The organism is Burkholderia sp. AU33423 (genome assembly GCF_002223135.1).
GTDB lineage: Bacteria > Pseudomonadota > Gammaproteobacteria > Burkholderiales > Burkholderiaceae > Burkholderia > Burkholderia lata_D.
The window spans coordinates 338,399-362,177 of sequence record NZ_NKFH01000009.1; the positions used below are offsets into that span (position 1 = coordinate 338,399).

The 23,779-nt window shown below is 65.5% G+C and carries 21 protein-coding genes; 8 read left to right on the forward strand and 13 right to left on the reverse strand.

The genetic code is table 11. The features are described 5' to 3' along the window. Positions 1-51: 51 nt before the first annotated feature. Positions 52-426, reverse strand: coding sequence for a sugar ABC transporter ATPase (locus tag CFB50_RS34540; protein WP_089448922.1), 375 nt, complete (start codon positions 424-426; stop codon positions 52-54). Positions 427-693: 267 nt separating this feature from the next. On the opposite strand from CFB50_RS34540, the gene CFB50_RS34545 reads away from it, so the two are divergent. From CFB50_RS34545 to CFB50_RS34575, 7 genes are all read left to right on the forward strand, one after another. Continuing rightward, complete coding sequence (locus CFB50_RS34545) at positions 694-1,674, forward strand: bifunctional helix-turn-helix transcriptional regulator/GNAT family N-acetyltransferase (protein WP_089448923.1); 981 nt, start codon at positions 694-696, stop codon at positions 1,672-1,674. An 88-nt stretch (positions 1,675-1,762) separates the two neighbouring features. Beyond that, a complete protein-coding gene (locus tag CFB50_RS34550; protein WP_174945249.1) occupies positions 1,763-2,608 on the forward strand; it encodes a lysozyme inhibitor LprI family protein in 846 nt (281 codons plus the stop codon). A 332-nt stretch (positions 2,609-2,940) separates the two neighbouring features. After that, entirely contained in the window at positions 2,941-3,201 is a 261-nt protein-coding gene (locus CFB50_RS34555) for a response regulator transcription factor (protein WP_089448925.1), read from the forward strand. Beyond that, the gene (locus CFB50_RS40575) at positions 3,105-3,359 is read left to right on the forward strand and encodes a response regulator transcription factor (RefSeq protein WP_089449058.1); all 255 of its coding nucleotides are present in this window, start codon (positions 3,105-3,107) and stop codon (positions 3,357-3,359) included. The genes CFB50_RS34555 and CFB50_RS40575 overlap by 97 nt, the downstream gene beginning before the upstream one ends. Positions 3,360-3,460: 101 nt before the next feature. Then, on the forward strand, positions 3,461-4,729 hold the full coding sequence (locus CFB50_RS34565) for a hypothetical protein (protein ID WP_218829179.1): 1,269 nt from the start codon (positions 3,461-3,463) through the stop codon (positions 4,727-4,729). Between the two features lie 96 nt (positions 4,730-4,825). Continuing rightward, positions 4,826-7,453, forward strand: coding sequence for a hypothetical protein (locus tag CFB50_RS34570; RefSeq protein ID WP_089448926.1), 2,628 nt, complete (start codon positions 4,826-4,828; stop codon positions 7,451-7,453). Positions 7,454-8,236: 783 nt separating this feature from the next. Further along, positions 8,237-9,226, forward strand: a complete 990-nt coding sequence (locus CFB50_RS34575) for a patatin-like phospholipase family protein (RefSeq protein ID WP_089448927.1) — start codon at positions 8,237-8,239, stop codon at positions 9,224-9,226. 506 nt (positions 9,227-9,732) lie between these two features. Here the strand turns inward: CFB50_RS34575 and CFB50_RS34580 are convergent. The 12 genes from CFB50_RS34580 to CFB50_RS34635 form a co-directional block, all read right to left on the reverse strand. Next, the gene (locus CFB50_RS34580; protein ID WP_089448928.1) at positions 9,733-10,803 is read right to left on the reverse strand and encodes a substrate-binding domain-containing protein; all 1,071 of its coding nucleotides are present in this window, start codon (positions 10,801-10,803) and stop codon (positions 9,733-9,735) included. A 167-nt stretch (positions 10,804-10,970) separates the two neighbouring features. Continuing rightward, positions 10,971-12,029 (reverse strand): ABC transporter permease, encoded by a 1,059-nt coding sequence (locus tag CFB50_RS34585; RefSeq protein ID WP_089448929.1) that lies wholly within the window; start codon positions 12,027-12,029, stop codon positions 10,971-10,973. Next, complete coding sequence (locus CFB50_RS34590) at positions 12,026-13,585, reverse strand: sugar ABC transporter ATP-binding protein (RefSeq protein ID WP_089448930.1); 1,560 nt, start codon at positions 13,583-13,585, stop codon at positions 12,026-12,028. Before CFB50_RS34590 ends, CFB50_RS34585 begins: the two co-directional genes overlap by 4 nt. A 101-nt stretch (positions 13,586-13,686) precedes the next feature. Then, the gene (locus CFB50_RS34595; RefSeq protein ID WP_089449060.1) at positions 13,687-15,069 is read right to left on the reverse strand and encodes an NtaA/DmoA family FMN-dependent monooxygenase; all 1,383 of its coding nucleotides are present in this window, start codon (positions 15,067-15,069) and stop codon (positions 13,687-13,689) included. Positions 15,070-15,095: 26 nt separating this feature from the next. Then, positions 15,096-15,863 (reverse strand): ABC transporter permease, encoded by a 768-nt coding sequence (locus CFB50_RS34600; RefSeq protein WP_089448931.1) that lies wholly within the window; start codon positions 15,861-15,863, stop codon positions 15,096-15,098. After that, entirely contained in the window at positions 15,860-16,594 is a 735-nt protein-coding gene (locus tag CFB50_RS34605; RefSeq protein WP_089448932.1) for an ABC transporter permease, read from the reverse strand. Before CFB50_RS34605 ends, CFB50_RS34600 begins: the two co-directional genes overlap by 4 nt. A 4-nt stretch (positions 16,595-16,598) precedes the next feature. Continuing rightward, positions 16,599-17,402: a transporter substrate-binding domain-containing protein gene (locus tag CFB50_RS34610; RefSeq protein WP_089448933.1), complete on the reverse strand. Its 804-nt coding sequence runs from the start codon at positions 17,400-17,402 to the stop codon at positions 16,599-16,601. A 185-nt stretch (positions 17,403-17,587) separates the two neighbouring features. Then, entirely contained in the window at positions 17,588-17,755 is a 168-nt protein-coding gene (locus CFB50_RS40350; protein ID WP_235986557.1) for a hypothetical protein, read from the reverse strand. A 289-nt stretch (positions 17,756-18,044) separates the two neighbouring features. Further along, entirely contained in the window at positions 18,045-18,962 is a 918-nt protein-coding gene (locus tag CFB50_RS34620) for an AEC family transporter (RefSeq protein WP_089448934.1), read from the reverse strand. A gap of 11 nt (positions 18,963-18,973) precedes the next feature. After that, complete coding sequence (locus tag CFB50_RS34625; protein ID WP_089448935.1) at positions 18,974-19,714, reverse strand: TSUP family transporter; 741 nt, start codon at positions 19,712-19,714, stop codon at positions 18,974-18,976. Position 19,715: 1 nt separating this feature from the next. Continuing rightward, positions 19,716-21,149: a pyruvate kinase gene (gene pyk / locus CFB50_RS34630; protein WP_089448936.1), complete on the reverse strand. Its 1,434-nt coding sequence runs from the start codon at positions 21,147-21,149 to the stop codon at positions 19,716-19,718. 168 nt (positions 21,150-21,317) lie between these two features. Then, a complete protein-coding gene (locus tag CFB50_RS34635) occupies positions 21,318-22,058 on the reverse strand; it encodes a GntR family transcriptional regulator (RefSeq protein WP_089448937.1) in 741 nt (246 codons plus the stop codon). 157 nt (positions 22,059-22,215) lie between these two features. Here CFB50_RS34635 and CFB50_RS34640 point away from each other — a divergent pair, with 157 nt between their 5' ends. Continuing rightward, complete coding sequence (locus CFB50_RS34640) at positions 22,216-23,775, forward strand: SLC13 family permease (protein WP_235986558.1); 1,560 nt, start codon at positions 22,216-22,218, stop codon at positions 23,773-23,775. The last annotated feature ends 4 nt before the right edge of the window (positions 23,776-23,779 follow it).

A 23,779-nucleotide genomic window follows, 5' to 3' on the forward strand; every position in this document is an offset into this window, starting at 1 on the left:
GCCGTACGCCTGAGCCTGAGCCTGAGCCTGAGCCTGAGTCTGAACTGCTGGTCAGCGTACCGGCGTGCGGACTACCCCGTCGACCTTCAACGTGCGCCGGTCGTGCGCGGCTTCGTATTCGACCGTCTGCGCGGGCGTGACGGCGCCGTACGAACGGCCGTTCACATAGACGGTGCCGTCCCGCAGCTCGACCCGGTCGCCATTGACCGTCGCGGTGGCTCGTTCGCCCTGCAACACCGCACCCGAACAACCGGCGGTCGAAAAGCTGCGGACCGACGTGCCCGGCATCGCGGCGATCCGGCCCTGGTCCGCCGCATGCGCCGCGCTGCAAGGCGGCGCATCCATGCTGCCGGCAGCGTGGGCCGCGCCGGCGCTGATGCCGCATCCGGCAAGCAATGCAATCGTCATCGGCTTCAGATGGTTCATGGTGCGCTCCGTTGTCCGCCACCGCGGATCGATGACCGGCCGACGCCCGTGCTCGCATGGCAGGCAGGCCGAATGCACCCAGTATGCGTCCGGTTCGCGGCACGCCGCCATCCGCGCCAGTCCCACTCATCGTCGCCCTGGTCCACGCCGACACCGGCCTCCGGAAACCCCTCCGGCGGCATAACCCGTCCCCATGAAAAGCCACCTTGATCAAGTTGCGGCCCGCAACTATTATTGATTGCGATCCGCAACCTTTCCGGGCCGACCATGGACCTCATCGACGCTCCCGCCAAGCCTCGCGAAGCCACGATCCTCGAGCTGCGCGACTTTTCCCGCAAACTGGTTCGCGAGCTCGGCTTCATGCGCGCGACGCTGGCCGACAGCGACTGGGCGCCTTCGGCCGTCCACGCGATCCTCGAGATCGGGATGGCGCCCGGCATCAACGCCCGCGACCTGGGCAACATCCTGCGGCTGGACAAATCGAACACGAGCCGGCAACTCGCGCGGCTCGAGGCGGCCGGTATCGTCGAGCGGCGCGTGTCGAGCGACGATGCGCGCGCGATCGAGCTGTACCTGACCGCCGACGGAAAAGAGCTCCAGAAGAGAATCGACACGTTCGCGACGGACCAGGTATCGAATGCGCTGCGCCGCATGGTGCCCGCCGACCAGCAGGCGCTGCTGCGCTCGCTCGCGCTGTATGCCGATGCGCTCGCGCAGGACAACGCCGCGAAGGCGCCCGTCGCGGCACTCGACGCGCCAGCGATCCGCGAAGGTTACCAACCGGGCTGCATCGGCGATATCGCGAGCCTTCACGCGCGTTTTTATTCGGAACACTGGGGCTTCGGCGCCTTTTTCGAAAAGCGGGTGGCGACCGAGCTGGCCGAGTTCGCCGGTACGCTGCCGGCCGACGGCAAGGCGCTTTGGCTATGCCAGGAAGACGGACGGACGCTCGCTTCACTCGCGATCGACGGCGACCCGGCAACGGGCGTCGCACACCTGCGCTGGTTCATCGTGAACGATGCGCTGCGCGGGTCGGGCATCGGGCGCCGGCTCATGACGGAAGCCATGCGCTTCGTCGACGCGCAGCGGTTTCGCGAAACCTATCTGTGGACGTTCAAGGGGCTGGACTCGGCGCGCCATCTGTACGAGTCGTTCGGTTTTGCGTTGACCAGCGAATCCGCGGGCACGCATTGGGGAACCGAGGTGGTCGAGCAACGCTTCAGCCGGCCGGGGCCATCGGGCGGTTGAGGGGTGACGGGACGCCGCTGTCTCCGCTGCGAATGCCCTTATAGTCTGTCGACGCAACCTTCCCGCCTCGACAATCACGATGACCTGCATGTTCGAACGTCTCGCCGCCCTCGCGCTCTGCGCGGCCGCCATCGTGCCGGCCGCTGTTGCCACGCGAGCCAATGTCGCCGCCAATATCGATCCGATCGACCGAGCAATGACGCTGTGCCTGGACGACCCCACGCACGCGTCGACGGCCGGCCAGAACGAATGCATCGACGACGCGGAGCGTGCGTGGGACGCGCGCCTCAACACCAGCTACCGCGCGCTGCAGGCGTCGTTGCCGGCTGCCGGCCGCCCGGCGCTGCTGCATGCGCAACGCGCATGGCTCGCACGCCGCGACGCCGACCTGAAGCTGATCGGCGCCGTCTACGCTACGACGCGCGGCACGATGTACGCAACGATGAATGCGAACGACGTAATGCGCGTGACGCGACAACGCGCGCTGACGCTGCAGCGCTTTGAATCTGATCTCGCGACACACAACTTCGATCTGGCCGGTCGCCTGCCGCCGCAGGCCGATGCGAAACCCGAACGCGTCGTAACCGTCCCGCAACGCGGTGCGCATTTCGAGCGAGAGCACTGCGTAGCGCTCACGGGTCTCGATGCGCTCGGCCGCTGCGCGGCGCAGGCCACGCCACTGTACCGCCAGGATATCGACGACATGACCCGTGTGATCGAGCATCGCCTGCCGCACGCGTCGCGCGAGGCCATGCGGATGTCGGCGCGGAAATGGCAGGCGTTCGTCGCCGCGCAGCCGCCGCTGATCGTCTCGCTTTACCCGGCGACCGACCCGGCCAGCCTGCCGCCGCAGGTCGCGATCGAACTACGCGACGAAGCCGCCGCGCGCCTTCAACAACTCGTGTACGCCGCGGACAAGATCGACGCCGATTGACACGGCCGTACGATGCCGGCGCGCATGAAGCGCGACGCGTGGGCAACGCGTCACTTGGTACGCTGCACGCGCAAGATTCCCCACACGAGCATCGCGGTCCCGGCGGCGGTCACCACGATCGCGTCCTGCCAATCAGGCGGCAGGCCGGGCTGCGCGACGCACACCCGATGCCTTCGCGAACGGCGTTCCCGAATCCGTCAGCGCGCCCTTGACACGAGCAGCACGTCCCGCGACATTCCTAGGCCACCCCTGATAAAAAAGAAGGCCGACGTGGGGCCGGGGCCTAGTCGCGCTGCGTCGGTTCCATCAACGAAGCGATACCAATAATCGTCATGGCCGACCGTCTCACACCGCGAGAGCGCGATGTGCTGTCCCTGATCGCAGATGGGTTGGCCTGCAAGGCGATTGCAGCGCGCCTGTGTATCAGCGAGCAAACCGTTCGCAAGCATCGCCGGCGTCTGTTGGGGAAAACGGGTGCGCCTAACGCGGCAGCACTATGCACGTTGGCAATTCGACAGGCAGACACCGCCCCAAAGCCCTTCCTTCCGTCCATTCACCTCCCGCGAAGGCTAGCCTCTCCGCACGAGAACTGACGATCGCGCAACTCGTCATCTCGGGACGATCCAGCAAGGAGATCGCGAAGGCGCTCGCGATCAGCCCTGCCACCGTCCGCAAACACCGGGAAAACATCTTTCGCCGTGTGGGCGTTCATTCGGCCGTGCAGTTGTCTGTCTGGTGGTCACAGCCCTGAAGAACCGGGGATCGGGGGTCTGTCGATGCGCCGTGTCAATACGCCATCGGAGCCACAGATATTTGCCGTCGGGCGACCTATATTTCCCCTGCATTCATCAGATGAACGCCCGTCAGGGCCGCCCTCCGGTGCTTGCACGTGCTGCCATTCCGATTCCGAAACGAACCGTGCAGCGCATCCAACGAAGCAACGACGACTATCTGGAGAAAAAAATGACCGACATCAGCAAACAGGTAATGGACTTGAACGCCGGCTGGTACAACGTGGTCCGTCAAGCGCTGAATCTCGACGAGAACACGTTCCAGCTTGCGCAGGGGACGCTGGCGCTCGCCTCGACCGATTCAAGCGGACTTTTCCTGATTTCCGACGCCGTTCCCCCCGTCAGCGCCGTGGCGCATTACGATGCGTCGGGACTGTCAAGTCGCGCGAGCGCTTACGACATGCTGCTGCATGCGCTCCGCGGCGAAGGAGGCAATACGCTGCAAACTGCACTCGGCGACCAATATGCGAAATGGATCGCCTATCGGGATGCGGACACCTCGAGTCTTACCCAGCTGCAGCTTTTCCAGAAGTGGGCTGACCGGCATCTCGATCCGAACAAGGCGGCAGCGGCCGTGACCGTCTTCAAGCAGCAGGCGACGCTGCCGCTAAATGTCGCGCTGGATGCTGTTGCGAACGCCTCGAACCGGCAGTCGTTCGTTGATTCCGCCGGCAATCCCTACTCCCTGTACAAGTATTCGGCGACGCTGGACGAAGCCCAGCAAGCGATCGCGAACGGTGCGTCTGCCGATATCGCATTCGATTCGCAGTCGATGAACACTTCGCTGAGCCACGTCTGGGTCGAAGGGGCGGCTTCCGGCTTCTACGACATCTTTTCGGCAGGCGCACGAGGCAGTTTCGACCAGCTGAATACGAAAGCCGCGAGCTCCCGCCTGTCGATCGAGGGGCACATCGGTTCGTTCGCCACGCTCGCTACGCAACCCGGCGCCTGGTTCACGTCGTCGGAATTCTCGCGTGCCTACAGCGCGAAGAACGACAACACGGTCTGGACGCCGGGCGCCAGCGCAGGCAACTGGGATTCGTTCTTCTCGCAGCCCAATGGTTCGCTCGCGCGACGCGTGTCGCAGCTCGTCCTGGTGAGCGACTACAAGATCAGCGTGACCAGCCACGCGTCGTACAGCGCATCCGACCAGCAGACGATCACTGCGGCAGCGGAGTTCGGCATCTGGCCGTTCTTCAGTGCGTCCGCGAAGAGCTCGGTCACGACGGGAACGACGATCAATAACGACGGCAGCCTGACCGTCACATACACGCTGAACAAGGGCCTCGTCCAGATCTGGGGCGTCACGGTACAGAACGCACCGAACTGACCGGAACTCAACGCAGCGACTCGCACGCAACGCGCGCATTTGCGTTGCGTGCGGCACTTTGCATCCTCACTTTTTCATGGTTTGCCGAGGTATGACATGGACGAGATACAGAGCTACTTTGCGACGCTCGCGAGCAACGCGGCATCGACCCTCCGGGCCCGGCACCCATCGATGCCGGCCGATGCCCTGAGCGTCGCAAACACGGGACAACAGGCGCAGATGACGGGGTGGCAAGCGGTCGCCGTGCATCCGCTTCAGTCGCTGGAGACGGGGTATCAGGCGGTCGTCAGGCGCCTGACTGCCACAGCGAGCGGGGACGATGCCCGGAAAGACGCTGAGCATCAGGCGCTTTCCCGCTTCTTCTTGCTGACGACAGACAAACCCCGCCTTCTGAACGTCGACGATGACGGTATCGACGCAGACCTGCGACGGTGGCCACTCATCGATGACGAACTTGACGCAATCAAAAGCCGGCTCCATCTGGCACGGCGACTCATCAACGAGCCGTCCGCCGACCGCAGCCCACTCGGCGAAATGGGCACCGTGGTCGACCGTGCCGTAAGCCTCCTGATGCGGATGGCGCCGGGCAAGTCGACCGACGCGATGGCTCCCGAGCTGCAAAAGGCAGCGAAATACCTGGGCTTTCCCGATAACACCGAGCCCGCCGATATCGCGCGGCGCTGGATCTACGAGCGTCAAAATGTATCGCAACGCGACGACCTGCTGGCACTGGCCGACGAACTCGAGAGCAAGCTCGTGCGCCCGCTTTCGGACCCGGGCAATGTGGTGGCGTCGTCCCGTTCGCTGTACAACATCAGCGCGTTCTATCTCTATCGACTGATGCACCGCTTCCACGGCGGTTCCTCGATCGAGGCCATGACCCACGCGATCAAACAGGAAGCGAGCGGGTTGGTCACCGGATCCATGCACCCTGCACAACTGGAATGGCTTTGCGCCTGGCATGAAAAGCAGATCGCCGCGCTTGGTGAACAGCTGGACAACCTGAGCCGCAAGCTTCAGGCGAAATTCGGCCGGCCCGGGCCCGTCCTCCGCTTCTATCTGAAGGGCGGACGAGCGATGTTCACGGCACTCGGCACGCCGCGACTGGGTACGAACGACTGGGATACCGGGGTGCTGATAGACCCCGAGCTTCCTGCCGAGGCGTGGTACACGGCTTTCGCTGCGGTCAACGATACCGTGATCAAGACACTCGACGAACTTCGCTATGGCTATACCGAACTGCTGTACGGCAACAAGGCGGCGCTCGCCGCGCCTGCGACGGCAACGCTGGCGGCAGTCGTGCCGCGCGACGAAGACGAAGAGCCCAACGAATACACCCTCGCCGGAGCACAGGCGGAAGCGCTGGCCGAGGCCGCCCAGGATACGCGTGCGCCACAGTCCCAACTGACGCTAATGTCCATGGCCGGGCTGCAGGCAGCCGCCAGCGGGACCGCGCGACCGACCGGCATCAACGGGGAGCTGATCGATATCGGGATCTCCACGCGAAGCTCGGTCGAGTTGCGCGAGCACTGGGCTCACGTTACCGTCACAAAGACGAAGGGGGTGTCCGGAGCGTTGGTACCCGTGCCGCAACTGGGCTTCTTCGTCGACGACTTCTCGACGATCTTGCGCGACGCCGTGGAAACACCCGAAACGGTGGACAGAAAGCTCGCAAAACGGCTGGATCGGCTCGGTCTTGTACTGCAAAGCGGTGGCGACGCAATCACCGGCGTTGTCGCCGAGAAACTGGCGCGACTCAAGCAGCAGGTCCCGAAAACCATCGGCGCGTTAAAGCCTGTCGACAGCACCGCCGAGGGCCGTCTTCAGATCTGGACGCTTGACGCCCTTCTGGAATCGCTCGACGTTGACGCCCCGGGTCACCGGTCGTGGGGCGAAGCGCTCGACACATATGTCGCATCGCTCGTGACGAGCGGCCAGCTTTACGATGAACGATCCGATGTCTTGAAATCAATCTGGGCGCGGATCTCGGATGAGTTTGAATCGGCTTCGGATAAAGGAGCCAATGCCCGAAAGTTGCTGGGCGTCTTTACCGGTACTCGCGCGCTCGTGTCGACGATCGCGAAGGATCTCAAGCGTCTCGAAATCGCGTTCGGCTTGCCGGATCTCGGCAAGCCGCTCCCAACCGGGGCGTGGGAACTGGTCTCGAACATCGTGACAGCGCTGGCGCCCACGCCCCGCCACGTCACGGGCGCCAATGCAACCGTCGCGATCGTCGGTGCCTTTGCGGCGCGACTGCATCTGCTGCACGCAGGCCTGTCATCCGAACTTGCAGACGGCACATGGCCGGTTGAACAGATCGAGCTCGAGTTGTGGCTCACACCATCCAGCTTGCCGCAAAGTGTGCAGATTCTGAACCAACTGGCCACACGGTTGGGTTCGCTCGCGGGTCGCATCGAGACGAAAACCGTCGGTGAAGCCGAAAGCGCGGTATTGCTGGTGATACCGAAGCCCGGTGTCGTGAGTCCGGCAACGGTGATCGAAGACTCGCAGCCCGTGCTGGCTACGGTGAGCGTGGTCGATGCCAGCCTGCGCTCGGGGCAGGTCAACGACTCGATCAATGGCTGGCCGGTCACGCCCGCGAGAGTTCTCGCATTGCGGTTCCTTGAGGCTGCCGCTGCCGCCGAGGACTACGGCATCCGCCAATTGCGACGCAACTCGATGAAGCTGATCGTCAATGAGATCCTGGGACGGCAGCTTGAATAGAATGCGTGCTGCTACGCGTGCAAACTTGCCGCTGTCGGGGGCCCGTTTCCGTGGACGGTTACGCCGTTTAATTCCGGTTCGGTCGATTTTTCAGGCCGGGCGATTGCGCGATTTGTCCACGATCAATCGGCGGGTCACCCGTCACGACTACGATGCCGGCCGGCAGCCGGCAACCCGCTGGTGACTATTCATGGGCGGTCAATCTGTTGCCACACCTAAATGTCCAGCCCTCTGTTGCCAGCCACGGCAGGCACAGCAGTTCCGTGGTCGTCGGCAGATGTCGCAAAGAGTTGGCACTCGGCCTCACCAAGTAGTCGGATACCCGCGAGAAAGACGCAAGAGTCCGCACTCCGGGGCTGGACTGGTCGGCGACCCAATCACGGGCAGGATCGGATGAGGCCAACCGGCGGATTCTCTCCGCGCTAAAGCGTAAGCGTGTCATCGCGTCTCCCGCCAGCCGAAGCATAGGCAATCACCCATAAACCGGACGGATTCGAATGTTGCAAATATATGCAATTCGATTCGCATTGTTTTAATTTAAATTCGCCTCTTTCGCATACCTTGTCATTCGTCATTTCATTTTCTATAAATCACTGGTACCAAATCGATCGGCAATAAAACGGTGACGCCCAACACAATCACGCCTGCATGACGCGTCGCCCGTTGACTTGAGTTCCTGGCGTCGACACAGCGCAGGAAGCGGGGATCCCCGCGGCAACACGGGCGGGATACCCGCCGGGTTGCGACATTCATATTCCTCTCACAATCAAAAGAGGAAACACGATGACCTTCAAAATTCTCAGTTGCGATGGTGGCGGTATCCGGGGATTGATCACTGCCCTGCTCATCCAGGATCTTGACCAGCGCAGTCGGATCATCGCGAGCGCCGACGGCTTTGCCGGCACATCCACGGGCGGCCTGATCGCGCTAGGGCTCGCGCGCGGCGTATCCATTTCCGAGATCGTCGATATCTATAGGACGAAGGGTTCGGTCATCTTTCGGGAAAACGGGGCATGGCTGGCCCAAAAGCAAGCACCCGAACAGGACACGATCCTGGCTGGACCCGGCGTGTACCAATGCCAGTATGTCAACACCGGGCTACAGGAGATCGCCAAATCGCTGGTCGGCAACGGCAAGCTGGCCGATCTGTCTCACTTCGTCGCAATCAACTCGGCACGCCTGTGGGATCCGCCGACCAAGAGCTGGGCTCCGTGCACCCTCTCCAACGGAAACGGCAACACCTATCGCAATGTCAGCCTGTCCGATGCCGCACTTGCCACGTCGGCCGCACCGACGTATTTCCCGCCGTACGAAATCGCCGGGCTCGGCTATTTCGCCGATGGCGGCGTGTTTGCGAACAATCCTTCCGTGTCCGCCATTGCCGAGGCGCTGGCCAGCCGTCGCGCAGGCAATCTGGACGATCTGCGCCTGCTGTCGCTTGGCACCGGAACCATCCCCGCAGGCATTCCCCGGGACGCTGTCGGCAACCCGTTGGCCTGGGGCGTTTCGAAATGGCTGTGGCCGTTCGAAAGCGGGGGCGTACCGGCAGCAGCCCTGCTCGGGCTGACGATGGATACGACAGCGACGATCGCCGCACAACAGTGCGGGCAGATACTGAACTCCCACTACCAGCGCGGAAATTTCGAGCTCAGTCAATTCGTCGGCCTGGACGAATGGCAAAAGGCGCCGGAACTGGAGAAGGAAGCCCAGGCGTACATGAGAACCGCCGAGTGGCAACGTGTGTGCCAGTGGGTGGAGCAATTCTGGCGCTGATGGCGCATCGATAGCCAAGCTTCGCCGCGATGCTTCCGGCGGTTTGCAGGTATGCGGGCGGATACTGCGCGATCGGCGTAGATCGGCACTCGTTTAATCCCGGGGCGGGTTCTACGTTCCGTGCGGCCCCGACATGGTCAATCACGCGATGGGGAAAACAGGGGTTCGTGTTGCTGGCGATCGGGATGGGCGATGATCAACGAAGCGCTGGTTGTCGTGATCGCATCGCTTGAAGCTGGATCTGAGGATCCGTATTGTGGGTATACAAAAATGTCCGTTCCTCCGTTGCCAGCCACGACAGGCACAGCAGCTCCGTAATCGTCCGCAGACGTCGCAGAAAGCTGGCACGCCACCTCACCAAGTAGCCGCATACCCGCGAAAAAGGCCACAAGAGTCCGCACTCGTATCCGGATCTCGCGCACGCCGCCGCGACCGAGCGCGTGCGCGGTCATCTTCAGCGTCCGCGTCTTGAGAATGTGATCGTCGTGCGCTGCGTGCCGACGCGATCAGTCGACCGCCGGAATCCATGCGGCAGTCGCCGCGTCGCTCGCGCGGAACGCCGGAAACTTCGCGCCGAGTTCGGCCACGGTATGGATGTCGTTCTTCACGAGATCGTCACGCGTGATCAGCGTCGGCTTCACTGCGATGCGCGCGCCCGGGTCCTGCCCTGCGACCAGCAGCGCCGCGGCCCGCACCGACACCGCGCCGACGACCGCCGGATTGGTCGCGGCCGTCGCGACCCACGCGCTGTTCGGCGCGCGGATGGCCTCGATGTCGGCCGTCGACACGTCCGCGCTGTAGATGCGGATTTTCGACGAGAGCCGGGCCTCGTCCGCCGCGAGCTTTGCGCCGCGCGCGAACTCGTCGTACGGCGCGAACACGACCCGAATGTCGGGATTCGCGCGATATACGGCCGCCGCCTGGTTCGCGACCGATTGCGCGATCGGATTGTCGACGGTGCCCCAGCGCGCCTTTTCCCGCACCTTCGGATGCGCACGCTTGAAATCGCGCCACGCGGCATCGCGCCGGTCGAGCGGCGCGAATCCGGCCACGTACACGTACCCTGCCGCGAACGCGTCGCCGTTGTCCTTCAACGCCTGATTCAGCAGCAGGTTCGCCAGGTCGCGATCGTTCTGCTCGATCTGCGGCACCTTCGGATTGGCGAGATCGACGTCGAACGCGACGACCTTGATGCCTTTGTCGAGCGCGCGCTGAACGACGTCCTTCAGCGATTCCGGCAAGCCGTGATTGACGATGATCGCTGACACGCCGCTGCTGATCGCCTGCTGCAACTGCTCGCGCTGCTCGGCAGCGTCCTGCCGCCCTTCGTAGATGCGCAGATCGACGCCGAGCGCACGCGCCTGCTTCTGCGCGCCGGCTTCGTAGGCCTGGAAGAAATCGCCGGTCGACAGGTAGTTGACGAGCGCGATCTTCACGCCGCCCTTGTCGAACGGCGCGGGCGCCCCCTTGAGCGGACCGGCGTGGGCCGTGGGCACACCGAGCACGAGCGCGGTGCCCAGCACGAGTGCACCGAGTTTCAGTTCAAAGCGCGACTTTCGGCGAAGCAACGAGCGCATGGCGTGTCTGTCTCCGTACAAGGACGATTTCGGCTCAATCTATCAGCGCGCCAAGCGAATTCAAACCGACCGATTCGGCAATGGATATTACTTTGGATAACAAACGGTCCTGCCTGAAGATCATTCGAACCGCGGGTGCCCGAGCCGAGTCTCGGGGGCCTCACGCATCACGCCCGGGCATCCGTACGGCGACCGATGCCGAACGTAAATGCAAGGGCCAGCACGAGCAGTACGCCCTTGATGAAATCCTGCATGTAGTAGGGTGCGTTCAGCATCGTGAGCCCGTTGAGCAGCACGCCGACGAACACCGCCCCGACGACCGTGCCGAATACGTTGGGCCGCTTCGCGCCCCACACCGCGTAACCGATCAGCGCGGCCGCCACCGCATCGAGCAGCAGCGAGTGGCCCGCGCTCACGTCGCCGCGGCCGACCCGCGCGGCGATCAGCACGCCGCCCAGCGACGCGATCGCGCCCGACACGACATACGCGGCGACGCGGTAGCGCGCGGCCGGCGCGCCGGCCAGCCGCGCGGCCGTTTCGTTGCCGCCGATCGCATAGATCACGCGGCCCCAGCGCGTCGCTTCCATCGTGATGCAGGCTAGCACCGTCACGGCCGCGAGCACCAGCACCGGCAACGGTACGACGTCGAACACGCGCAGCCGGCCGAGCGCGAGAAACGCGTCGGGGAATACGCCCGTCGCGTCCGTGCCGTCGGGCAGCACGGAGCCGGTCGCGAGCGAACGGCCGCCGGTCGGGATCAACTGCAGGCCGGCCAGCAGGAACAGCGTGCCGAGCGTCGCGAGCTGGTCGGGCACGCGCAGCCGCGTAATCAGCAAACCGTTGAACAAGCCGGCCGCCACGCCAAGCGCGACGCAGGCGAGCACGGCCGCCCACGCGCTGCCGTGCCAGACGACCAGCACGTAGCTCGCGGCCATCTGCGCGGTCGCGGCCACGCTGCCGACCGACAGGTCGAAGCCCCCGGCCGCGAGCGTGACCGTCACGCCGATGCCGAGCAACGCGACGATCGACACCGCCTGCAGGATGCTGAACAGATTGTCGACGTTCAGGAACGCGGGCTCCCTGAGCGCGAACACGACCACGAGGACGCCCAGCACGAGCAGGATGCCGGTTCGTTCGAGCACATCGCGGATGCGCGCCGGCCCCGGGCGCGACGGCCGTTCGACGGATGCGGCATGGCGTACAGCGGAAGAAGTCACGGGTTTCATGAGCAGGCACGCACGATGGAAGAAGTGGGAGGCAGGCAATCGAGCGTCGCGCGATCGAATCGCACGATACGATCGGCGATCTCGGCCGCTTCCTCGAGATCGCTGACGAACACGATCGTCGTGCGCTCATGCGCATGACGCCGCAGCGTATCGACGATATCGGCGCGCACACCCGCATCGATGCCCTGGAACGGCTCGTCGAGCAGCAACAGCCGCGCCGGCTCGGCGTGCCAGCGCGCGAGCACGACCTTCTGCTGGTTGCCGCCGGACAGGTGGGCGACGCGATCGTCCGGCCCGTCGCAGCGAATGCCGAACCGCGCGATCGCCGCCGCGGCCGCCGTGCGTTCGCGCGTTCGGCGCACCGCGCCGCCCGCGAACCAGCGCGACAGGAACGGAAAGCCGATCGTGCCCGCGATCGAGGCGAACGGCACGCTGTCGGGAAACAACGACGTGCGCCAGCGGTCCTCGCCGGCCAGGAATACGCCAGCACGAATCGCGTCGGCGGGCGTTCGTGGCCACCACGGCCGGCCGTCGAGCGTCATCTCGCCGGCCGCCGCTCGCACCGCGCCGAAGATCGTCCGCGCGAAGCGCGACTTGCCGCCGCCGACCGGGCCTGCGATCGCGACGATCTCGCCGCGCCGCACATCGAGGTCGAACGGCGTACTGGCCGGCGTCAGCCGCATCTGCCGCACGCTGAAGCCTGGGCCTGCCCCGGCTCCGGCCAGCCCGGCACGCTCCGGCGCCGGTGCGCGCGTACGCGGCAACGGCCGGCCGATCATCGTTTCCACAGCCGCGTCGAAATCGATCGGCGCGGCCAGATCGGCGACGATCCGCCCGTCGCGGACGATCGCCGCGCGGTCGGCGATGCGGCGCAAATCGCCGAGCCGATGCGACACCAGCAGGATGGCGACGCCGTCGCGGCGCAACGCGTCCACCAGCACGAACAACCGCTCGGCCTCCGCCGCCGACAGGCTGGCGGTCGGCTCGTCGAGAATCAGCAACGATGGCTGCCCGGCCAGCGCACGCGCCAGGGTCACGCGCTGCTGGTCGGCCAGCGACAGCGATGCGAGCGGCGCCGTCAGGTCGACGTCGAGCCCGACCCGTGCGGCGAGCGATCGCGCCGCGGCGCGCCGCGCGGCCGGCGGCACGCGCCACGGTGAGGCCGGATCGCACAGCCGGTCCAGCAGCAGGTTGTCGGCGATCGACAGCGTCGGCACGACGGCGTCGGCCACGGACTGGTGCACGGTCGCGACGCCGAGCCGCTTGGCCGCGTGCGGCGACGCCGGTCGATAGGGTTCGCCGCGTAGCGTCAGCGCGCCGCTGTCCGCTTGCAGCGCCCCGCTCAGGATCTTGACGAAGGTCGACTTGCCCGCGCCGTTCGCGCCCATCAACGCGACGACTTCGCCGGCGCCGATCGACAGGTCGAGCGCCGACAGCGCGACGGTCGCATCGAAACGCTTCGCGATGCCGCTGGCGCTCAGGACAGGCGGTAACGCCGATCGATGGGGCCGATCGTCGCGCGTCACGTCCATCGTCTCGTTCGTAGCGCTATTCATACCGAAGATTCCGGTCGGCGCGATGCGGTTGCAGGAGAAACAGGTCGTCGTGGGTCATGTCACGCCACTCCGCTGAGGGTCGTCCGGGATTGATCGGCGCGTCAGCCCGCTTCCGGCACGGGAAACCGGAACGATGCGCCATAGGCGCTATCCGGCAGGCGATCGCCGCCGCCGAGTCGCGAGCGGAAGGTACCGACCGGGGACGTCATCCGGTACAGGCCACGCTTTTTCAGTTCCGGCACGATCAGTTCGGCGAAATCGTCCAGCGTACCCGGGCTGATGAGCGGATTGAGCATGTAGCCGCTCGTCGTCGATTGCCGCGCATGCTCCGCGAGCTGGTCGGCGACTTCGTCAGGCGAGCCGACGAGAATCAGGTCGGTGCCGCGCGTGACATTCGCGAACTTGCGCCGCACGTCGCCGGCGGTGAGCGGCTTGCCGCTGCCGTCCGGCCGCACCACGTAGGACGTGAGCCCTTCCGTTTGCGTCGTCAAAGGCTCGTCGTCTGCATAGCGATCGATGTCGATTCCGGTATCGCCCGCATAGCTGACGAGTTGAGCCTGCAGGTGATAGTGCTGCTGCAGCGCGTGGTACTTCTCCTTCGCGTCGGCCGACGAACGCGCCGTCACGATCCGCAGCACCGTAAGCGCCTTCACATCCTCCGCTGCCCGGCCGTTTTCGACCGCCAGCCGCCGGATTTCATCGAGGCCGGCGCGTATCTCGTGCGGATTCGACTTCGCGACGAACACCACTTCCGCGTGCTTTGCCGCGAATTCGCGCCCACGCCCCGACCAGCCGGCCTGGATCAGCACCGGCGAGCGCTGCGGCGACGGCGCGCAGACGTGCGGGCCATGCACGCGATAATGCGTGCCCTCGTGCGCGATCGACCGCACACGGTCGCCGCGCGCGTAGCGCGGCTCGCGCTTGTCGGCCACAACGGCATCGTCCGCCCAGCTCCCTTCCCACAGCTTGTACACGACGTCGAGAAACTCCTCCGCACGGGCGTAGCGTTCGTCGTGGCCGATCATCCGGTCGAGCCCGAAGTTGCGCGCCGCGCTCGTCAGGTAGGAGGTCACGATGTTCCAGCCGATCCGGCCGTTGCTCAGGTGGTCGAGCGTGCTGAAGCGCCGCGCGAGCGCGAATGGATGTTCATACGTCGTGCTCGCGGTCACGCCGAATGCGAGCCGCTCGGTCTGCGCGACGAGCGCCGGGATCAGCATCATCGGATCGTTCGCGGGCGCCTCGACCGCCCACTGGACCGCCGCATCGGCCGACCCGCCATAGACGTCGTACAGGCCAAGCACGTCCGCGAAGAACAGCATGTCGAGATCGGCCTGCTCGGCCGTGCGCGCGAGGTTCGACCAGAACGCGAGCGTATTCGCGCGCAGCCGTTCATCGGCGGGATGAGTCCAGAGGCTCGGCGCGCCGCCGCAGCCGACGCTGGCTTGTTCATAAAGGGAAAACAGCAAGGGGCGAGGACCGGACATCGTCGTGTTCAGTGCAAAAGCAGGAATCAGTTGGGTGCCGCCCATGCGCCGGACGATGCGCCGCGGCGCCGTGCGGGCATGCGATCGTCGGGCTCGCGCGTCAGGTAGCGGTTGAGGTGTTTCTCGAGACGGGCGGCGGGAATCGTCAGCAGCGCGACCAGCACGGCATAGACGATCGCCGCGCCGGCCAGCGGCTCATAAACTCGCAAGGTTTCGAAACGCAGCGTATTGGCCGTCCCCATCACGTCGAACACCGTGACGGTCGAAGCGAGGACGGTCGATTTCAGCAGCAGGATCGCTTCGCCGGTGAGCGCCGGCAGCGCGAGTCGCCACGCACGCGGACCGACGATACGGCGCAGTACACCCGCCCGCGTCATTCCGTATGCATGGCCGGCCTCGATTTCGCCGGCCGGCACCCCGGCAATCGCGCCGCGCAGGATCGTCGCGACGTACGCGCTCTCGTTCACGCTCAGCGCGACGACGGCGTACCAGAACGCGTCCCGCAACAACGGCGACGCCCAGCTGTCGCGCATCCATTCGCGCGGGACGATCTGGCCGAAGCCGTAATACAGGAGATAAAGCTGCACCAGCAGCGGTGTACCGCGAACCAGCATGATCCAGCCGCGCGCGGGCCAGCGGTAGGGTGCGTGACGCGAACCCGCCGCAAGCGCGAGCGGAATGCCGATCACCACGCTGGCAATACCCGACAACAGCAGCAACGCCAGGGTCGTGGGCACCGCGGCGAGCAGCTTCGGCATCACCGTGTCGAGCAGGAAAGGCAGCGAGAAAATCATGTCGTCGCGCGCCTCGTGCCGCGGTTCGCATGCCGCTCCAGCGCCGCGAAGAGGCCGGTCGACGTGATGCTCAGCAGCAGGAACAGTGCGGCCGTGACCAGATAGAAGAATACGTAGTGCCGCGTCGCGCCGGCCGCGAGCTGGCTCGCCTTCAGCAGATCCGTGAACGAGCCGAGCACGCTGATGAACGACGCGTCCTTGGTTGCGTTCAGCCACACGTTGCCGACGCCCGGCAGCGCGAGCCGCGCGGCGGCCGGGAACCGGATGCGCGCGAACGTCTGCCATGGCGTCATCCCGTACGCGTGCGCGGCTTCGACCTGGCCGACCGGCACGTTGGCGAGCGCCGCGCGGAAGATGTCGGTGAGATACGCACCCTGGATGAAACCGAGCGACAGTGCGGCGACGACGAACGGATCGAACGCGAAGTCGCCCGATACGATGCCGCTGCCGCGAAGCGCGTTCTCGATGGCCGGTGCGACCGCGTAGAACGCGAGCAGCAGGCACAACAGCTCGGGCAGCGCGCGCACGAGCGTCGTGTAGAGGCGCGCCAGCCACACGAGCGCCGCGTATCGCGACAGCTTGCCGAGCGCGCCGGCGATGCCGAGCAGCACGCCGGTGCAGAACGACGCCGCCGCGACGCCGAACGTCAGCGCGAACGCGCCCGCGAACACGCGGCCATAACCGCCGTCGCCGAATGCGAGCAACGCGAGCAGCGAATCGTCCGCGGCCATGCGCTCAGCGCCCCTTCTCGATCGTGCCTTTCAGGTTCGGATAGCGGGCGGTGATCGCATCCCACGTGCCGTCCTGCTGCAGTTGCGCGATCGCGGTCGACAACCGACCGCGCAATGCATCGCCTTGACGCACGCCCGCGCCGATGCCGAGACCCAGCACGGGGTTGTCCGCACAGGTGGCCTTGACCTCGAAATCCTTCCCGTCACGCGATGACAGGAAGGCCGTAAACAAGCCCTTCGCTTCCTGCACGTAGTCGACACGGCCCGACACCAGATCCGCGAGCGCATTGTCGAACTTGTCGAACGCCTTGATCTGCACGTTCTGCTTGAAGCGGGCATCGAGGAACGCCGAGAAGTTCGTGCCGGCCTCGACGCCGATCACGCTGCCCTTGAAGGTCGTGGGCACCGCGCAGTCGACCCGGCGCCGGTCGCTTTTCGCGCCGACGAACACCGTCGGCGATTCGTAATAGGCGCGGCTGAAATCGATCGCTTTCTGCCGTTCGCCGGTGATCGTCATCGACGACCAGATCACGTCGATCTTGCGGTTCTGCAGCGCGGGGATCAGCCCGTCCCATGCGATGTCGGTGAGTTCGCAGCGTACACTGAGCTTGCTGCATGCCGCGTCGAGCAGGTCGACCTCCCAGCCCTTCCACTTGCCGGTTGCATCCTTCGAGAAGAACGGCGGGTACGACTCGGCGTCGATGCCGACGCGCAGCGTCGGTTGCGCCGCGTGGGCGGCTGGCAAAAGGCCGATTACGAACAGCGCGGCCGCGGCGCGGCGGACCGTTGAAGGCATCAAACGATTCATTTGGCAGACTTCTCGGATAACGTCGACATCGCCGGTGTCGCACCGGCATCGGGATGCGTGACTTTAGTGCCTGCCGAAGCGTGTACCAAATGGTTATTTTTTCGATGGATATCTGATCGCGCGATATGGCGGAATGGCGCACCGTCGAACGCGCCCCACGGTGCATCGTTCCACTGTCCGGCCGCTCACGCCTGCGCTGTTTCGCGCTGCACCGCCGGCAGCTCCAGATTCGCGCGGAAATCGCCGCCCACGTAGTCGGTATCGAGCAGATCGCGACGGCGCAGCTCGGGCAGCAACCCGTTGAGCAGCAGGTCTTCCTGGTCCGGCTGGCCGAGCCCGTGCAACGACAGCACGTCGACAAGCCCCGAGCGATAGCGCGTTTCGATCGCGTCGGCGAGCTGTTCCGGCGTGCCGGCGACGGACCAGTGGCCAGTCTCCTGCGCACGGATGATCAGCTCGCGCAGTGTCAGCCGCTATCGCGCGCAGATAACGAATCCCGTGTGCGTCGCGCAACCCTCGGCATCCCGTCCGAAACGCGGGTCACTGACGAGAAAGGCCAGTCAGGGCGACCCGACCGGCCTTTGCCTTTCTCATTGCGCCGCGCCGACGCGGGCGCGGGCGCGGGCGCGGGCGCGAACCGATTCAACCGTGGAACACGAGCAGCACCAACGGCATCGTGACGGCCGCAAGCGCGGTCTGCACGGTGATGATCCCGGCGGACAATCGATGATCGCCGCCAAGCAGCTTCGCCATGATGTAAGCGGACGGTGTGCACGGCAGCGAATTGAACAACACGATCGTCGTGAGTGCCGGGCCCCGGATGCCGAGGCTGAAGCCGATCCAGAAGGTCAGCAGGGGCACGAGCAGCAATTTGATCACCGACGACTGGAACACGGGGCCGCGCGCCGCCTTCGCGGCCTTCACGTCGAGACCTGCTCCCACGGCGAGCAGCCCGAGCGGGAGCGATGCGGCGCCGAGAATCGACAGCACGCTCGACAGCACGCCCGGCAACGGCAGGCCGCCGAGATTGAACGCGGCGCCGAGCACGACCGACATGATCACCGGGTTTCTCAGCAATGCGCCGCCGATCTGCCGCGCCGATGGCGCACCGCCGCTGCCGTGACGCATCAGGATGATGATCGACGCGACGTTCAGCAACGGGATCGCGACTGCGATGCTGATCGACGTGAGCGTGAGACCCACGCTTCCGTACAACGCGGCGGCGGCGGCAACACCCACATACGTATTGGGTCGCAGCGCCCCCTGGATCACCGACGAAAACACAGCCCCCGGCTGCCGGCTCCACGCTCGCCATGCATAGAGCAGCGCCGCGCTCGCGACCACCGCGCCGAGGATGGCGACCGCGATCGGCCGCACCGGAAACTGCGTCAGATTGGCTTTCGCGACCTGACTGAACATCAGCGCGGGAAACATGTAGTAGTAGTTCAACGTTTCGCACGGCAGCCAGAATTCGTCCGGCAGCAGGCGGCGCTGCCGCAGCACGAATCCTGCCAGGATCAGCACGAAGATCGGAATGAGTGCGGTCAGGACATTCTGCATGGGCCGCTCCGTCACGCGAAGACCAGCGTCTTCGCGAGCACGACCGCGCCGTAGACGCCGATGAATGCGGTCATCGCGCGCTCGTACAGGGGTGCGCCGGCGTGCGCGAACAGCACGTTGCCGACCGCGAAATAGATCGCGACCGCCACGGGTGCCATCGCGACGCCCTGGACACTGAGCGCCGCCGGTCGCAGCAGCGCCAGCGTCCCGAGCTGGATCGCACCGAACAGCAGGTAATAGCGCGAGATCGCCGCGCGCACTGCGTGCTTGTCGTCGTACCGGCTGGCCGCATAGACGGCGAGCAACGCACCGCCCATGTTGGTGAGGCCGTGCACGACGCCCATCGCCCCGACATACAGCCGGCTGCGCGCGTGAACGAATTTGCGCAGCCTGGTCTGCAGGCGCGACGAATAGCGCATCGCGGCGGCGCTCAGCATTGCAACACCGATCAGCAGGTCGGCGCGCGCCTTCAGGTTCAAGCGCACCAGTATCGCAAGCGATACAAGCACCGCGATCGCGCAGATCACCATCGTGACCCGTTCGGCGGCCGGCACCGCACGTCGCCGCGCGGACCCGGCCTGAACCGCCGATATCGATACGGAAGCGGGCAGCAGCAGTCCGAGCACCGACGTGAAATCGTATCCCATCAGCAGCAGTGTCGGCGTGCCGAACACGAGGATGCCCATGCCGAATACGGACTGCACGATCGCAAGCAGCGCGACGATGCCGACCAACAGGTGCGGATCGTGCATGTCAGGCCTCCACGCCGCTGTCCACGGACCACGCAAGTTGCGCGGCAAGCTGACCGACGCGGACGGTTTGCAGCGAACTCAACGACGCTTGTGCATCGTCGCTGGCGGCCAGCACGACGAGCACGACGTCGTCGACCTGAAGCCTGCCGCCCTCCCACAGTGACTTCAGCGCGGCGGTGCCGGCGCCGTCCGCCGCCAGATCGAGGTCCGGCAGGAATACCGCCGTCGTGCCCGGCAGCAGGTTCCAGCTGCGCGCGAGCGCCGCATCCCTGCCGACCGCAATGACAGGCTGCCGCACCTGGGCCATCGACACGAGCCGAGCCGCGTAGCCCGTGCGCGACAACACGACGACCTTCGAGATCGGCAGCGTGCGCGTCAGCGCAAGCGTCGCGGCTCGCAGATCGTTCGGCGCGTCGGCCAACCCGCCCGCCGCCGGGAGCGACGCATGCCGATGGGCTTCCGCAAGCGTGACGATGCTGCGCAGCCTCGCCACCGCTTCCACCGGAAACTTGCCGACGGCGGTCTCGCCGGACAGCATGACGGCCGATGCGCCGTCGATCACCGCATTCGTGACGTCTCCAATCTCGGCCTTGGTCGGCAGCGGGCTCTCGATCATGCTGTGCAACAACTCGGTCGCAACGATGACTGGCCTGCCGTGCTGCCGCGCCGCCGCAATGATCCGTTTCTGGTACAGCGAGACATGATCGATGCTGGTCTCCACCGACAGATCGCCACGATCGATCATGATGACGTCCGTCGCGCCGGCGATTTCGTCGAGGTGATCGAGGCCGCCCTGATTCTCGACCTTCGCGACGATGCGTGGCGACGGCGCGTCGATCAACGCTCGAATCGCCGCCACGTGTGCCGCCGATTCGACGAAGCTGATCCCGACGAAGTCGACGCCCGCGTGCTTCGCGAACGCGACCATTTCCCGATCGCGGGGCGTGACGAGTTGCTGCCCCAGATCGACCTCCGGCACGTTGATGCCCTTGCGGCTCTTCAACGTTCCTGCCGTCTCCGCGACGACGTGGACGTCCTGTCCACGCACCGCCTCGACCACGAACGACAGCGTGCCGTCGTCCGCATAGATGCGCACCCCGGCGCGCAACTGCAGATGAAACCGATCGTAGTTGACCGGCACCTTGCTGCTGCCGTCATGTGACAGATCGGTCGTCAGCACGAGCCGGCCGCCGACCTCGAACGACGGTTCCGTGCGCAGTTGCACGGTACGAATCTTTCGCCCGGGAATATCGAGCAGGATCGGGAGGTCCGGCAAGGTCCGCCGGATCAGCTCGATGGTCGCCCGATGCCAGTCGAGTGAGCCGTGCGAACCGTTCAGGCGCGCGACGGTCATCCCCGCACGGTGCAGCGCGAGCAGCGTTTCAGTGGTATTCGACGCCGGCCCGATCGTCGCAATGATGGTGGTCTTTGACATTTTTCTGATCCGATGAATTCGGTGCACAGAAATATGACAGAACCGTGAAATTCTCAGAAAGAATTAAAAATGCGAAACCTAGATCCGAAAGTGATTTAGAAAACGCGCACCTTGTCCGATCGACTGACCGCGCATGGCCATTGCCACGGCCCGCGGCCAAACGCACGTTTAACCGACAAATCGCGCTTCGACACCGCTTCGCACCACCAGGTCGAAGCGCTCCGGACGAATATGAAACACGGTCGATTCACACGTGCGACCGTCGGCCAGACGCGACGTGCGCCGCAATACGAGCAGCGGCGCCTGCTTTGCGGTCTTGAGCCGGACGGCGATATCGTCGGGCGCGGCCACGGCCGTCACCGACATGTCGGCGTCGGCAATGCGCCAGCCGAGTACTTGCTCCAGCAGCTCGTAAGTCGGCAGGCTGTCGGCCCGCGCATAAGCGACGTCGCTCGCTTCGGGCAGCAGGCAGGTCTGCGCGAGCGCAATCGGTTCCTCGTCGACCCAGTGCAAACGTTCGAGATAGATGCAGCGCGTCACGTCGGTTGAGAACGCATGTCGCAAGCCGGGCGGCACGTCGCACGTCTCCATGCGCAGCAGTTCCATCCGTGCCTGCGCACCCTGTCCCGCGATCGAATCGTGCAGTCCACGCAGCACATCCAGTCGATGCCGCAGCCGCTGCTTTGCGGCGAACGTGCCCTTGCCCTGCTTGCGCTCGACGATTCGCGCGTCGGTCAGCCGGTCGAGCGCGAGCCGGACGGTCACGCGACTCACCTGAAAACGCTCGCTCAATTGTGCCTCCGAGGGCAGCTTGCCGGTCGGCTCGTACGCGCCTTGCTCGATCTCGTCGCGCAGCGTTGTCGCGATCTGCTCGTAAAGCGACGTCGCGTCATCACGCAGCAGCGTCATCGCATCTTCCTCTCCGTGCTCGGCTCGCGCTATGCGCGAATCCTGATTTCGATATGAAAAGCAATTGGATCGCCCAACTTGTATTAATACGTATTATGACATCTCGATAGACGATCGGGCCTGCTGTCTCAGGGCCCGACGCACGGGGAGCATACCAGTGACTGAAAACGCAATCGGCGCGCCGCCGCTCGACAGCACGCACGCCAGCCGGCCGCCACCGGCCGGATCGCCGGCGACACACGCCGATCCGCACGCGACAGGCCGATCGCGTCGCGCGCACTGGCGTGCCGCGATCGGCTTCGCGGCAGCGTGGCTCGCGTTCTTCGCGATCGCATGGTGGCTGCCTGCCCCCGCGCATCTGTCCGCGGAAGGCAAGGCGACACTCGCGGTGGTGTCGTGGGTTGCGATCGTGTGGATCACCGACGCGGTTCCGGTTGGCGTGAGCGGCATCCTGCTGCCGATGCTGCTCGTGCTGTCGCACGCGAGCCCGTCGTTGCCGAAGGCGGCCAGCGGCTTCGCCGCGCCCGTCGTGTTCCTGTGCCTCGCCGCGTTCCTGTTCTCCGCGATCATGCAGGCGTGTGGACTCGACCGCCGCATCGCCCTGTTGCTCCTCGACCGCCTGAAGGTGCGAACCGCCAACGGCGTGATCTGGGCCATGTTCGCGGTGAATTGCGTGATGGCGCTCGTCGTGCCGGCCGCGAATGCACGGGCCGCTACGCTGCTGCCCGTCACGAACGGGATCGTCCGGCTGTTCGGCGAGTCGCCGCGCGAGCGTGCCGCACGCAAGGCGATCGTGATCCAGACGCTCGTCTACGGCGCGATGATCAGCGGCATGTGCATCCTGACGGCCCACCTGCCGAACATGGTCGTGTCCGGGCTGCTCGAGAAACAGCTCGGCATCCGGATCTCGTATCTGACCTGGCTCAAGCTCCAGTGGCCGTACCTCGGGATGTTCGCGATCACGCAAGCCTGGGTGCAATTCCATTTCCGCTCGCGCGCCGTCGCGATTCCGGGTGGCCCGGGCGCAATCGCGGCCATGCGCCGTGCGCAGCCGAGCGCGACGCGCAACGACTGGGCCGTGCTCATGCTGTTGGCCGCCGTCGCCGTATTGTGGGCGACCGAGCCGCTGCATCACCTGCCGTCGGAAATCGTCGCGCTGATCGCGCTGGCGCTGCTGTTCGCGCCCGGCGTGCTGCGCTTCGGCTGGGCTGAAGTCGAACAGCGCACGATCTGGGGCACGCTGTTCCTGCTGGCCGGCGCGCTGTCGCTGTCGTCGGCGATCAGCGCGTCGGGGCTCGCGAGCTGGGCCGCCGATCACATCTATGTCGCCGCGCGCGGTCACGGCTGGTGGTTGGCGATCGCGATCGTGATGCTCGGTACGCACGTGATCCGCATCGGCATGCTGTCCAACGTCGCGGCCGTCACGATGATCGCGCCGATCGCGCTCGCACTCGCGCCGCGTCTCGGGCTGCATCCAGTCGCCTTCACGATGCTCGTCAGCGACACCGACAGCTTCGCCTATCTGCTGCCCACGCAGATCACCGCGGGCGTCATCGCGTACAGCAGCGGCGCGTTCTCGACGGCCGACTACGCGAAGGTCGGCGCGGTGTCCGTGCTGATCGCGATCGTCTACGGCCTCTGCGTGATTGCACCGTGGTACGCGTACATGGGCATCCCCGTCTGGGACCCGGGCGCGCCCTGGCCGTTCGCGCATTGAAGCG